The organism is Streptomyces sp. SS8, from assembly GCF_054072955.1.
In genome coordinates this window covers 45,114-58,207 of record NZ_JBSVCZ010000032.1, presented here as the reverse complement: position 1 = coordinate 58,207, position 13,094 = coordinate 45,114, and the positions used below count along the sequence as shown (strand labels likewise).

Genomic DNA, 13,094 nt, shown 5'->3' with positions numbered 1-13,094 from the left:
GGGCGGGGGGGGGGGCCCCCCCCCCCCCCCCCCCCCCCACCGCCGGCGGCGCCCCTCGGGACGGACGCCAGGCAGCCGCCCCCCGTACCCGAACGACCTGGCCGTCGAGCGGGCGGGCGGCACCGTACGCGTGGCGCCGACGGACCTGGGGGAGTGGGGCCGGATGGCGCAGTACAGCGATCAGCTGGGCGGCCAGTTCGCCGTCTGGCAGCCGGGGGAGAGCACCGGCGTCGAACTGGTGGGCCAACCGGGATCACTGCTGTGGACCGAGCTGTACACCAGCGACACCGCGGCGGCGAAGGAGTTCTACGGGGACGTCTTCGGCTGGCGGTTCGACGACATGGAGCTGCCGGACGGCGCGGGCACGTACTCCGTCATCACGGCCGCCGGGCTCCCCCGGGAGCGTGCGCAGGGCGGCGTCATGGGGCTGCGTACCGAGGACCTCGCCCTGGCGGACGGCCGGCCCTACTGGCATCCGGTCTTCGAGGTCACCGACTGCGACGCCGCGGTCGCCGCGGTCACCGGGAACGGCGGAAGCGTGCAGATGGGGCCACAGGACGCGGAGGGCGTCGGCCGGATGGCCGTCTGCCTCGACCCGGCCAACGCGGACTTCGTGGTGCTCACCCCGAACCCGGGCTGAACCCGGGCTGAACCCGGGCTGAGCCCGTGAGGGTCCGGGGAGGACAAATGCGTCGACAGTGCCCTTTCGCGCCCGGCACAGTGGTCGCCCGGTGACGAGCAGTGAGCTGTGGACCCGCGCGACCGCCGAACGCTACGACGCCGAGGAGACCGAGATGTCCTCGGCCGCCGTTCTCGGACCCACCCTCGCCTTCCTCGCCGGGCTCGCCGGTGACGGCCGGGCGCTGGAGTTCGCCATCGGGACCGGACGGGTGGGCGTCCCGCTCCGGGAACGTGGCGTGCCGGTGGCGGGTATCGAGCTGTCCGAGCACATGGCGGCGGTCCTGCGGCGCAAGATCGGCGAGGACGAGCTTCCGGTCGCCATCGGGGACATGGCCACCACCGTCGTCCCCGGCGAGTTCACCCTGGTCTACCTCGTCTACAACACCATCTCGAACCTGCTCACGCAGGACGAGCAGGTCGAGTGCTTCCGCAACGCCGCACGCCATCTGAGGCCCGGCGGCCGATTCGTCGTCGAACTGGGCGTGCCGCCGCTGCGATTCCTCCCGCCCGGCCAGGTCGCGGTGCCGTTCGACGTCTCCGAGCGGCATCTGGGCTTCGACACCTTCGACCTGGTCGAGCAGGTCCTCGTCTCGCACCACTTCACCCGCGACGGCGATGACGGCCGTTACCGCCGCGGCAGCTCCCGGCACCGGTACGCCTGGCCGTCGGAACTCGACCTGATGGCACGGATCGCCGGGCTCGAACCGGAACAGCGCGTCGCGGACTGGGACGGGACGCCGTTCACCCAGGACTCCACGGAACACGTCTCCGTGTGGCGCAAGCCGGCCTGAGGCAGGCCCCCGCCCCTCGCGCCCCCTTCGACGGCAGCCGTTCGGTCACCGCCCGCAGCCCGTCGCAGTCTCATCCGCGGCCGGCACCCTGATCGTCGACGGGGACGCCGAGCCGGCCGGCCACGGTGGTGAGGGCCGCTCCCAGCGGGAGCGCGACCCGGGTGAGGGCGTGCCGGTCGCCCCGGGTCGGATCCCGGTTGACGATCAGCACCGGCTTCCCCTCCCCGGCCGCCTGGCGGACGAACCGGAGCCCGGACATCACCGTCAGCGAGGAGCCCAGGACCAGCAGCGAGGACGCCTTGCGCACCAGTCCGCGGCAGTGCTCGACCCGCGACGGCGGAACGGTTTCGCCGAAGAACACCACATCCGGCTTGAGGACGCCGCCGCAGAGCGCGCAGGGCACCACGCGGAAGTCCCCGACCTGCTCGTCGGTGAGGTCGGCATCGCCGTCCGGGTTGATCCCCGCGGCCACCGGCTCGAAGCCGGCGTTGGCCTCTTCCAGCCGCCGGGCGAGTTCACAGCGCGGGCTGAGGGCGCCGCAGGACAGGCAGACGACCCGGGCCAGGCTTCCGTGGAGCTCCACGACGCCCTCACTGCCGGCGGCCTGGTGCAGACCGTCGACGTTCTGGGTGATCACACCCGAGAGCAGCCCGTGCCGCCCCAGGGCTGCCACGGCCCGGTGCCCGGCGTTGGGGCGGGCACGGCCGAAGGTGCGCCAGCCGAGATGGCTGCGCGCCCAGTACCGGCGCCGGGCCCGGGCACTGGCGGTGAAGTCCTGGTAGGTCATCGGAGTGTGCCTGTTCAGGCTTCCGTCCACGCCCCGGTAGTCGGGGATCCCCGACTCCGTGGAGATGCCCGCCCCGCTGAGCACCAGCACGCCGCCGGCGCTCAGCGCATCGGTGACCGGCGCCAGGTCCGTGGTGCCCGGCGGCAGGTCCCCGGTGGGCGTCCAGCTCAAGGTGGGGCGTACGCGCATGCCGCCAGGGTACGGAACGGGCCGCGCCCAGTCGCTCCCACGGGTGCCGCGGACACCGGTCGTCCCCGGGACCCGCCGGCGAATCGGCCGAACGTCCCCCGTGGACTCCGGGGAGACTCCCCTCCGTGTCACACGCCCACACCGGTTGCTCAGCGAGCGGGGCGGCTTGTCCGCAGGTCGGCGGCGGGCGCACGCCCCTGGCCGCCCCCGCACGGCCTCCGCCTCATGACTCAGGGGCCACAGCCACCGCGATGACCGAGTTCTCGCGATCCTCGGTCCAGTAGTCCACGGCCCCGACGGAGTCGGCGAGCCGCTGCCTGCTGAGACGGGTCATGGCCAGCATGTCGCTGCCCAGCTTGGCCAGGGCCTCCTTCATGGTCCACAGCCGCAGGAACGCGAGCGGGACGTTCCGGGCCGCGGCCACCTGCTCCGCCTCCGCTTCCGGAAGGGAGGCCGTCAGCAGGCCGGGGGTCACCGAGAGCCGGTCGACGCGCTCCACGTCGACGCCGACACGGTGCCGGTCCGATACGACCACGGCGAGTTCGCCGCCGCTGTGCGCCCAGCTCACATGGAGTCGCCGGTTCACGACGCGCGGCGGCCCGTGCTCCTCGGAACCACAGGCCGGACAGGTCTGAGCCAGCACGATGCTTTCGGCACAGTCGCCCGTCACGTCCGCCACCAGTCGGCGTGCGAGTGCGCGGACCGCGAGGAAGTCGCGTCTGCTCTGCTCGGTCCGCAGACGGGAGTAGCGCCGTCGCTGCGGCGCGGACATGAGTGCCGCGGTCAGTGAAGCCGGCGGGGTGAGGGAGGCGAGAACGTCTCCGGAGTCGCCCGTACGGAGTTCGACGTCAGGCAGCACGGAGCATCAGTGAGACCGGGCCACGCACGAACATCCCCCGCCCCCACTCGGTCGAGACGACTTCCAGGTCGCGGGGGAGCCGCAGGAACTCGTCGAGCACGGCGACTGCCTGCAGCCGTGCGAGAGGGGCGCCCAGACAGTGGTGACGGCCCCAGCCGAAGCCCAGGTTGGGCACGGGGAGGCGGTCGAGGCGGAGACGGTCGGGATCAGGGAAGACACGGGGATCACGGTTCGCCGCCGCCGTGAGAACCCATACGTCGTCGCCGGCGGCGATCGCGGAGCCCGCCAGATCGTGGTCACGGGTCGCCCGGCGCGCGTCGAGCTGTACCGGCCCCGCGAAGCGGATGAATTCTTCGACCATGTCGGTGGTGGTGTCCCCCAGGGCTTCCAGTTGCTCCCTCGTACCGGGGTGGACGGTCAGCAGGCGGATCGCCATCGCCAGGAACTTCATGGTGGAGTCGGTGCCCGCGAGGATGAGCAGCACCACGGTGGCCACCGCCTCGTCGATCGTGAGATCGCCGGCGTGTACCGCATGGGACAGGGCCGACAGGACGTCGTGGTCCCCGTTCGGCCGGACGCGAAGACGTTCCCGGGTCCACCTCCAGAGGGTCTCGTTGGCGGCGACCGCGGCGGACCTGGTGACGGACACGTCCACGGAATCGGTGGAAGCCTCACCGGCGCCCGTGTAGACGACCAGCGCCGTCGCGACATCGGTGAAGGTGTTGAGCCAGTCGTCCGGTATCCCGAGCAACTCGGCGGTGACGAGGATCGGCACCCGGGCGGCCACCTCCGAGACAATGTCCACAGCTTCGCCGGATCGGAGCCGCTCCGCCACCCGGCCGTCCCGGAACCGGTCGCGCACCACCGTGCGCACCACCTCGGTACGGCGCCTCACCTGGCGTGCCGTGAACGCATGGCGTACCGCCGACCGCAACCGCCTGTGGGTGTCCCCGTCGGAAGCGATCATCGTGGGCGCCTCCCCGAACCACGGACCGGGGTCCTCGGCGAGTACCGACGAGGAGTAGGTCTCCCCGTCGCCGAGCACGGTCACGGCATCGGTGTGGCGTGCGACCATCCAGACCTTCGAGGACTCGTTCCACACGCACGGACCCGATTCACGGATCTCCGCGTACACGGGGTACGGATCCCTCAGGATTTGGGGATCGTTGAGGTCAATGTCCATGTGGAAGGCTCTGTCTGTCGGGGGCTCCGGGACATGGTGCCACAGGCGATCAAATATGTTGTCTCCTCCCCGCCTTGGCTGAGAATGGAGAACCGCAGCGTGAGGAACACCCCTTCCACAGGCAACGCTCAGAGTCCCACTGACCGGTTCCGTCTGAGGCTCCTCGGGCCGACCCTGGAGTCGGCCCGTGAGGTTCCCTTCTACGCGCGGCACTGGGAGGGGCGCGCACTGGAGCTGGAACACCTGCCCACAGTCACCAAGAAGGGCCTGCTCGAACACCTTCCGTCCACGCTGCGTCCCGGTGGGGTGCCGGTGAACGTCGGTCACTCGACCGGGACCACGGGCTGGCCGTTCTTCCGGGTCAGGGGCAGGGAGGAGATCAAGGCCTACTCCGAGTACCTGCGGAGCGTGAGGTCCGCCACGGCCGCCCGCACGGGGAAGCCGATACCGCCGATGTTGCAGGTCAGTGGGGCACCGGTCACGATCCACGGATCGGCGCTCCCCATCGAGACGGACGATATGCGACTCGCGGTGGATCTGTTCTCCAACGAGGGGCTGGCTGCCTCGGTGGACCTCCTCACCAGCCCGTCACTGAACCTTCTCAGCGATGGCTTCCGGCGCGTTCTGTCCGCCAGCCCCGGTGGTGCGGTCCTGCTGACCCAGGAGGTACTCCGGCGGGGGATCCCCACCGCAGACCTCGGTATCGAAGTGATCAGCGTCTACAACAGTGCCCTCCTGCCCGGGCAGCGAGAACTGCTGCGTGAACACTGGGAGGCCCGGCTGGTCGAGCGTTTCGGCATGTCCGAGGTGCTGGGCGGCGCCACCCTGTGCTACGAGTGCGGGCACTACCACCTCGATCCCGTCGTCATCGCCGAGGTGCTCGAGAGGGAAAGGGACGAGCCGGCCTCGGACGTCGGTGAGCTGGTACTGACCGAACTTCACCCCTTCTCGCAAATACAGCCCATGATCCGCTACCGCACAGGGGACCTCGTGCGCCGGACCTCCTCCCCGTGTGTGCCGGGCGAGTTGACCTTCGACTACGTGGGACGAGCCGGCCGCAGCGTCCTGGACGGCGGCGAACTGGTCCTCGGCGAACTCGAGGTGCTCGAGGCGATGGAGGGCGTGCCCGGAGTCGCGCACGCGCCGGTCGGTGAGGAGCGGGCGCCGGTGGGAGAACCGCTGGTGAGCCTGCGTCCCGAGATGCGCGGCCGGACGCTTGCCGGGGTGGAGGCGAGGGTGGTGGTTCGAGAGGACGCGGCCTCTTCCGCCGGACGGGCACGGGCCGTCCTGGAGGAGGTGCACGAGCGTCTCGGCCGGCTGCTCGCCGACCGGGACAGGAGCGGGATCCCCTTCCGGGCCGTCGACGCTTCTTCGTGAACTGCCGCTCTATTGCTGGATCTTTGACCGGGTGGACCCGCTATACCTGGGGTAGAGTCTCAGCCAGTCAATCTTGGAAGGGGGTGGACAGGATGAGCATCGAGAGCATGGTCAACGAGCTGGTCGCGGAGCGTGACATCGAGATCGTCTCCGTCAACGAGGCCATCTGATCGCCGCTTCGGAGGGCGCGGATTCCGGAAGGAGACCGCGCCCTTCGATCTTGGGTACCGGCGGAGTTCCGCCACCGGCCCGGCCGGAAACGCCCACCGCGCCCGCATGGGCCGTCCGGGCGCGGCGTACTTACACCCGGGGCTCAGGAACCGTTCCCCGGTATCTCCTCGAGGTCGCGGGTCCTGCCGATCGCGCTGGTGCCCAGGACCGCCGGTGTGGCGGCCGCCGCGATCGCGATGAACCACAGTGTGGGAGCAGCGCCCAGGTAGTTCATGGACAAGCCCGCGAGCATCCCTCCCACGGGAATCACCCCCCACGTGACGAACCGTATGGTCGCCGTCACCCGGGAGAGGAGTTCTGTCGGGCACGTGGCCTGGATGAACGTCCGGCTGTTGACCGCGATCAGCACGGCCGTGCCCCCGCACAGCGCGTTGCCGAGGAAGAAGCCGCCGTAGAGCAGGAGATCGTGCGGGGACCATGTCACCGAGGCGGCCACCAGTACCGCGCCCGCCACCACGCCGAAGCCTCCGACCAGGCTCGACCGCGAGGTGCCGAGGCGGCTCACGGTCCGAGTGGCCAGCAGCGAACCGATCAGCACACCCACCCCCTCTCCGGCGAGAAGCACGCCGATGAGGGCCGGCGCCACCTCGAGCGTCCGGGCCAGCAGCACCGGGTAGAGCGCCAACTGGGCCCCGGCGGCGAAGTTCACCGAAGCATTGGCCCACATGAGGGGGGCCATGACGGGGTGGTTCCTGACGTAGGACCAGCCCACCGCGATGCGCGTCCGCATGGCCTCCCCCGCAGTCGCCTTGGCCGCGGGCGGGCGTTCCGGCAGAGTACGCAGCAGCAGTGCGGAGACCACGTAGCTGGCCGCGTCGATGAGCAGCGCGGGCACGGCACCCGCCGCCTGGACGAGGACGCCGCCGAACGAGGGTCCGCCCAGCGTCGTCACCGACTGCGTTCCGGTCAGCAGGCTGTTGCGCCGCATGAGGTCCTCGCGGGGGACGACCGCGGGCATGAAGGTCGAGTTGGCGACGTCGTAGACCACGTCCGCCAGACCGATGAGGAAGGCGACGGCGGCCACGTGCGCCACCGACAGAGAGTCGAAGGCCCAGGCGACCGGGAGCGAGAGCACACACAGGGCCCGGGCCAGGTCCATCGCGACCTGGGCCCGGCGCAGCGGAAACCGCGCCACCAGGTCACCGGCCGGGAGCCCGATGACGATCCAGGCCGCGAAACCGGCTCCTGTGATCAGGGAGACCTCGAGCGCGGTGGCATCGAGTACGAGTACGGCGACCAGCGGCAGCGCGAGCATGCGCACGGCCGATCCCAGATCACTCGCGGTGGAGGCCAGGTAGTAGGTCCAGAACGCTCGTTGACGTTCTGGTCCGGTGACGTTCTGTGTGGACATGGTCCTCCACCAGTCGGGGAAGCGGTCAAGCCCCTTGAAGGCACGTAAGATTAGACGACAACTTGTACCTGACGATGTAGCCTTCGGTGCGGTTAAGATCCAGTTCGGCAAGCAGCGTTACATAGAACGAGCACCCAAGGAGACATGCACGGTGGAGCCGACTTGTCGTCGGGTGCGGCAAAGAATCCTCGACCTGGCCCGCTCGCGCTCCGTCCACCTCGGCTCCTCGTTCTCGGTCGTCGAGATCCTGTTCGCCGTCCTGAGGACGGCCGGTGTCAGCGCCTCGACCGTCCACACGCGCGAGCGGGACCGTGTGGTCCTCAGCAAGGGACACGCGGTGTGGGCCCTCTACGGTCTCCTGGAGGAGTTCGGCCTGGAGATCCCCGAGGGGACCCTCCCCGGACACCCCGTGGAGTCGACACCCGTGCTCGACGGCGCCACCGGTGCGCTGGGGCACGGACTGGCCCTGGGGGCCGGACTCGCGATCGGCGCCCGTCTGGACGGTTCCCCCAGACGCACCTTCGTCGTCATGGGCGACGGTGAGCTCGACGAGGGGTCCGTGTGGGAGGCCGCGCTCTTCGCAGGTCACCAGCGGCTCGGCTCCCTGGTGGCCGTCGTCGACCGCAATGGTCTCCAGCAGGAGGGGCCGACCGAGGCCGTACTCGCCCTTGAGCCGCTGCGCGAGAAGTGGGAGGCCTTCGGATGGGACGTCGAACACGTGGACGGCCATGCCCCGGAAGCGCTCGCGCGGTCCCTGGCCGCGCCCGACGAGGGCCGGCCGCGCGTCCTGATCGCGCGCACGGTGAAAGGCAAGGGTGTGTCGTTCATGGAGCATGACCCGGCCTGGCACGTCGGCACAGTGGACGACGTCCAGTTCCGCGCCGCGCTCGCGGAACTGGACCGGGGCAAGGAGTTCACGTGACAAGCGCCCCCATGCGGCCGGCGGTGGCCGAGTGCCTTGCCGAGGCGGCGGACGCGGACGATTCCCTCGTCATGGTCGTCGCCGACGGCCATGCCCTCGGCCTGCGGCTGAAGGCAGCCCATCCCGATCGCTTCATCGACGTCGGCATCGCCGAGGCCACTCTCGTGGGCGTGGCCGCGGGAATCGCGCGTACGGGCCGGCGCGTGGTGGCGGCGGCCATGGCCCCGTTCCTCACGCGCCGGGCTCTGGAGCAGGTCCGCAACGACGTGTGCAACGCAGACCTTCCCGTCACGTTCATCGGAGTTGGAGGCGGCCTCGGCTACGGTCCGCTCGGGCCGACCCACCACGCACCCGAAGACCTGGTCAGCTTCGCCAACATGCCCAACACCCAGGTCTTCTGTCCCGCGGACGCCCACGCCGCCGCGTGGTCGGTACGCGAGGCCCTGTCCCGTACGGGCCCGGCATACGTCCGCCTGGGCGCCCGTGACGACCGCCTCGTCTTCGACGAGACCGTGCCGCACGACATCGCCCGGGGCCGACTGCTGCGCGGGCCTGCCACCGCGGAGGTCATGGTGATATCCGCCGGCGCTACCGTGGCCGTCGCGCTCGACGCCGCGGACGAGCTCGCCCGGCGCGGCGTCACGGCGTCGGTGTTGGCCCTGACCGTGGTCTCGCCCTTCCCCGAGTCCCGGATACGCGAGGCCGCCTCGAAGGCGCGGGTCGTGTGCATCGTCGAGGAACACGTTCGCTCGGGGGGGATCGGAGAGGCCACCGCCCGAGTCCTCGCCGACCGGCGGGGCGGCATGTGCTTCCACTCCATCGACAACCGGTATCCCCCCGTCGCGGAGAAAGAGGACCTCTTCGCCTTCTACGGCATCGATACCGCGCACGTCGTCGAAAGCATCGCCACCCGGCTCGACGAGTCGCGCGATCACCCCACCTCCCTTCCTGAGAGGCAGCAGTGAACATCGTCATAGGCGCACAGAGTTGCGGTTTCGGGCCTGTCTCAAAAGCCTGCGCCGTGGCCAGGTCACTGCCCGGTCACCGACGTGTGTTCGTCGGTGACTCCTTCGCCGCCGCCTTCGCACGGGCCAACCCCGGCATATTCGACGAGATCCACGAGATAAGCGGCGAATCGGCCGACATATCCCCGCAACTGCTCGCATGCGACCTGGTCGTCTCGGTGATGGACGCCGATCTGGTGATGAGGGCCGTCGCCGCCGGACGGCCCGTGGCCATGGTCGACAGCCTGTTCAGCTTCTGGCAACACGACAGGTCCCTGCAGGAGATAGCCGATCTGTGCGCCTCCGCCCCGGTGTCCGGTTACGGCGACCTCACGGCCCACCTCAGGCGGCTCAGCCCGCACGAGCAGATCCTGGCCGCCCATGTGCTGGCCGATCACTCGATCCTGCAGAACTTCCCGGGAGTGCGTGACCGGGTCCAGGAAGTACAGGGTCTGTGCGGTACCGCCTTTCACGTGACCGGGTCGATCATTGACAGCGAGGGACTTCACGACGCCGCGTCGCCGGACACCGGCGAACGGCACGATCTGGTGATCAACCTCGGTGGCTTCAAGAACTTCTTCCTGGACTTCGAGGAGAACAACGACTACCTCGAACTGGCCGACCTGTGGGTGCGGGACCTGCTCACGGACTGGCACCACCTCGACAACGTCCTCGTGTGCGGCGGAGCCTTCCGGGGCCCCCGGCAGAAGTCGATCACGGTCAACGGGCGTACCGCTGTGTTCACCTGTCTCTCACAGCGTCCCTTCCTGCGCGAAGTGGCCTCCGCCTCGCAGTACATGATGACTCCGGGGCTCACGGCCCTCCATGAGTCGATGGCGTTGAAGCAGCTCCCCCTGGCCCTCCCCGAACAGCACTACGGGCATGTGGTCAACATGCGCATGCTGGAGGGCACCACGTTCTCCCGCGTCGGCACCTCGCTCGCCGTGCCCGGCATGGAATACCCCCTGACGGAGGACGACTTCGAGGGGACCCGCTGCATCGTCGCCCAGGCACGGCGGCTGTTGGAGGACCCACACGGTCTGAGCGAATTCCGCAGGACCATGGGCGAGGCGGTCCAGGGTTTCTTCGATCTCGCCGAGGACGACCGTGCCCAGGGCCTCGTGGAGTTGCGGCGTGTCCTCGACGGCCCGCCCGTCACCACCGTCCTCCAGGGGTTGAGCCGGACGTTGTCGGAGGTCGCATGTGCTTGATCTGATCGGGAACGGTGCCGTGGCCGAGGACGCACCCGTCGACCGTGTCCTCGGCCGGGTACTGGAGCAGCTTGCCGGCCTGGTCGCCCGTCTGCGTCCTGGCGTTGCGTGGACCACACGTCACTTCGTGCCCCGTGGGGCGCGCACCGTCTCACGCCGGTTGTTCGTCGAGCTGGACATCGACGGCGGTCCCACATGGATCGCGAAGGTTCCCCTGAACCCGTCCGACGCGATGGTCGACCGGGAGTGGGAGGTGCTTTCCCGCCAGGCGTGGACGCGTCCCGTCTTCGAGACACCGACGCCGGTGGAGCGGCTGGACAGCGGCTTCGTGATGTCGTGGGTGCCGCGCGTCGACTTCCCGGAGGTGCTGTCCGCCGCCGGCGCCGAGGCCCCCGGACTGCTGATCCGTGCCGCGGACGCGGTGGCCGCGCTGCACGAGCACGGCCACCCCTTCGACGGCGATGCGCGGCCGCTGGTCGAGGAGTACCTCGGTGCGAGGTACCGCGAACTGCCGGCGTCGCTGGTGAAGACGCTGTCCCACACAAGGATCGGCCTGTTCCACGGTGACCTCGGCCCCTGGAACCTCCGCGCCGGAGACGGGGGAAGGCTCGGACTGGTCGACTGGGAGGACTGCCAGGAGCGCGGCGTGCAGGCCATCGACGTGCTCAACCTCGCCATGACGTCCGTGCTCGCCGCCGACTCCGGCTACCGGAGCCGCGACATGGCCTCGCTGGTGGGTGAGATGCTCGACCCGGCGTCGCCGATGGGCGCGGCGATCGTCGAGGCGCTGCGGAACTACGCGGCGGCCACGGACCAGTGCGTCCGGGAAGTGGGCTCGCTCGTCCCCCTCTTCTGTCTGTGGATGGAGGAGCGGATACGGCGGCAGGGCCGTGCCACGGACCACCTCTTCTACCGGCCGCTGCACGCTCGTTTCCTCCAGGAGGGCCGGGCATGGGCGATGGAGCTGGGACGATGAGCCGAACTGAAGCACACCCGGGTTCCGACGGCCTCCGGGAACCGGATCTCGGGGATGTCTACGACGTCATCGTCGTCGGCGCCGGTCCCGCGGGCCTCTTCGCAGGCCACAGGGCGGCGACACTGGGCGGCCGGGTGCTGGTCGTCGAGGCGGGGCAGGGCATGCACGCCAGCCTGTGCCCCCGCATCCGCGCGGCCGCCTCCGGCCGGCCGATCCGTGACCTGGAGAAGTTCCGTATGCAGTGCCGGCGCTGCACGTGTCTGACCGGAGTCGGGGGCGCCGCCTTCCACTTCGACACCAACCTCGGGTACATCAACGGCCTCACACGCTCCAAGATCGAGAAGGCCTCCGACGGTACGACACGGGCCTACAGCGGCCTGGAACGGACTCTGGGCGACTTCGACAGGGCCCGCCGCCTCATAGCCTCGGTCTACGAGCAGTTCTACTCCTGGGGACTGACCCGTGTGACCCTGCCGGAGGAACAGGAGTCCCCGGCAGCCGACCCCGCCGGAGCGGGCACGCGCAACCGCGTGGCGCACACCGTCTTCCAGCACACCGACGCCGCACCCTCTCAGGAGATCACGGTGGACGAGTCACTCACCGTGGTGGGTGAACTCCTCCGGGAACTGGATCGAATGGGAGGTCGGCTCCTGCTGGGCACACGGGTCACCGGTATCGAGCGCGACGACCGGGGACGTTTCGTCGTCGCAGCCGGGGAGAAGACCCGTGTGACCGGCCGCAACGTCATCGTCGGAGCCGGCAAGCTCAGCCTCCAGTGGGTACGCGAGGTGGTCGGCACCCTCGGCGTCGGACACTCGTCCCCACGCAAGGTCGATCTCGGCGTCCGTATCGAGTCCTGGCGCGAAGACCTCGCACCGCTCACCGAGGCCTGCCACAACCCCAAGCACACCTTCCTCAACGACCAGGGTGATTCCGTGCGCACCTTCTGCGTGTGCCCGAGCGGACGCCTGATGGTCTACGACTTCGCGGGCGGCCTCGCGCTGGACGGCCAGCACTGCCTGACCACACCCACCACGAAGTCGAACTTCGGCGTCGTCACCAGTGTGACCGTGCCCGACGGCGTAGACGGCACCGAGTACGCGCTCGCCTTCTCCCGGGCGGCGATGGAAGCGGGCCGGGGACGTCCGGTGGTGCAGCATGTCGGCGACTTCCTCGGAGTGCCGATCCCGGAGCCACCCGTGCCGCCGACCCTGCTCGAGACCACGGGGACGGATCTGAGGGACCTCCTCGGCCCGTCGCTGAGCTCTGACGTCGAGGGCATGATCACCCGGCTCAACGCACTCGCCCCCGGTATGGTCGGCCCGCACGCCGTGATCGCCGCACCGGTCGTCGAACGCGTCTTCCCGGCCCTCGACCTGAGCCACGACCTCGAGAGCACCGTCCCAGGTCTGTTCTTCGTGGGCGACAGCTCGTCGAAGATCATCGGTGTCACCTACGGCGCCGTCACGGGCCGCGTGGCCGCGGAGGCGGCGATGTCACGATGACGGCGTCGGCCGGCGTCCTCCCGGCGC

At 69.9% G+C, this 13,094-nt stretch carries 11 protein-coding genes and 1 pseudogene; 8 read left to right on the top strand and 4 right to left on the bottom strand.

What is annotated here, in order from left to right:
• Positions 1–100: 100 nt before the first annotated feature.
• Positions 101–640, top strand: a pseudogene (locus ACW69E_RS24760) (VOC family protein); the annotation flags it as partial.
• Positions 641–731: 91 nt separating this feature from the next.
• Positions 732–1,472: a class I SAM-dependent DNA methyltransferase gene (locus tag ACW69E_RS24755; protein ID WP_457500509.1), complete on the top strand. Its 741-nt coding sequence runs from the start codon at positions 732–734 to the stop codon at positions 1,470–1,472.
• A gap of 70 nt (positions 1,473–1,542) precedes the next feature.
• Here the strand turns inward: ACW69E_RS24755 and ACW69E_RS24750 are convergent, their stop codons facing one another.
• The 3 genes from ACW69E_RS24750 to ACW69E_RS24740 all read right to left on the bottom strand — a co-directional run bounded on the left by ACW69E_RS24750 (position 1,543) and on the right by ACW69E_RS24740 (position 4,442).
• A complete protein-coding gene (locus tag ACW69E_RS24750; RefSeq protein ID WP_457500508.1) occupies positions 1,543–2,448 on the bottom strand; it encodes an NAD-dependent protein deacetylase in 906 nt (301 codons plus the stop codon).
• Positions 2,449–2,671: 223 nt separating this feature from the next.
• Positions 2,672–3,220, bottom strand: coding sequence for a 4'-phosphopantetheinyl transferase family protein (locus tag ACW69E_RS24745; RefSeq protein ID WP_457500507.1), 549 nt, complete (start codon positions 3,218–3,220; stop codon positions 2,672–2,674).
• 76 nt (positions 3,221–3,296) lie between these two features.
• Positions 3,297–4,442, bottom strand: coding sequence for a cytochrome P450 (locus ACW69E_RS24740; protein ID WP_457500506.1), 1,146 nt, complete (start codon positions 4,440–4,442; stop codon positions 3,297–3,299).
• A 147-nt stretch (positions 4,443–4,589) separates the two neighbouring features.
• On the opposite strand from ACW69E_RS24740, the gene ACW69E_RS24735 reads away from it, so the two are divergent.
• The gene (locus ACW69E_RS24735; RefSeq protein ID WP_457500505.1) at positions 4,590–5,867 is read left to right on the top strand and encodes a hypothetical protein; all 1,278 of its coding nucleotides are present in this window, start codon (positions 4,590–4,592) and stop codon (positions 5,865–5,867) included.
• A 313-nt stretch (positions 5,868–6,180) separates the two neighbouring features.
• Here ACW69E_RS24735 and ACW69E_RS24730 read toward each other — a convergent pair whose 3' ends face one another.
• Positions 6,181–7,449: an MFS transporter gene (locus ACW69E_RS24730; RefSeq protein WP_457500504.1), complete on the bottom strand. Its 1,269-nt coding sequence runs from the start codon at positions 7,447–7,449 to the stop codon at positions 6,181–6,183.
• Between ACW69E_RS24730 and ACW69E_RS24725 the strand changes: the two genes are divergently transcribed.
• The 5 genes from ACW69E_RS24725 to ACW69E_RS24705 are packed head-to-tail and all read left to right on the top strand — an operon-like array spanning position 7,448 to position 13,067.
• Positions 7,448–8,371, top strand: a complete 924-nt coding sequence (locus tag ACW69E_RS24725) for a transketolase (protein ID WP_457500503.1) — start codon at positions 7,448–7,450, stop codon at positions 8,369–8,371. The two genes, ACW69E_RS24730 and ACW69E_RS24725, sit on opposite strands and share 2 nt — an antisense overlap.
• On the top strand, positions 8,368–9,336 hold the full coding sequence (locus ACW69E_RS24720) for a transketolase family protein (RefSeq protein ID WP_457500502.1): 969 nt from the start codon (positions 8,368–8,370) through the stop codon (positions 9,334–9,336). Before ACW69E_RS24725 ends, ACW69E_RS24720 begins: the two co-directional genes overlap by 4 nt.
• Positions 9,337–9,392: 56 nt before the next feature.
• Positions 9,393–10,586 (top strand): hypothetical protein, encoded by a 1,194-nt coding sequence (locus ACW69E_RS24715; protein ID WP_457500501.1) that lies wholly within the window; start codon positions 9,393–9,395, stop codon positions 10,584–10,586.
• Positions 10,579–11,562, top strand: a complete 984-nt coding sequence (locus ACW69E_RS24710) for a phosphotransferase (protein WP_457500500.1) — start codon at positions 10,579–10,581, stop codon at positions 11,560–11,562. Before ACW69E_RS24715 ends, ACW69E_RS24710 begins: the two co-directional genes overlap by 8 nt.
• The gene (locus tag ACW69E_RS24705; protein ID WP_457500499.1) at positions 11,559–13,067 is read left to right on the top strand and encodes an FAD-binding protein; all 1,509 of its coding nucleotides are present in this window, start codon (positions 11,559–11,561) and stop codon (positions 13,065–13,067) included. Before ACW69E_RS24710 ends, ACW69E_RS24705 begins: the two co-directional genes overlap by 4 nt.
• Positions 13,068–13,094: the final 27 nt, after the last annotated feature.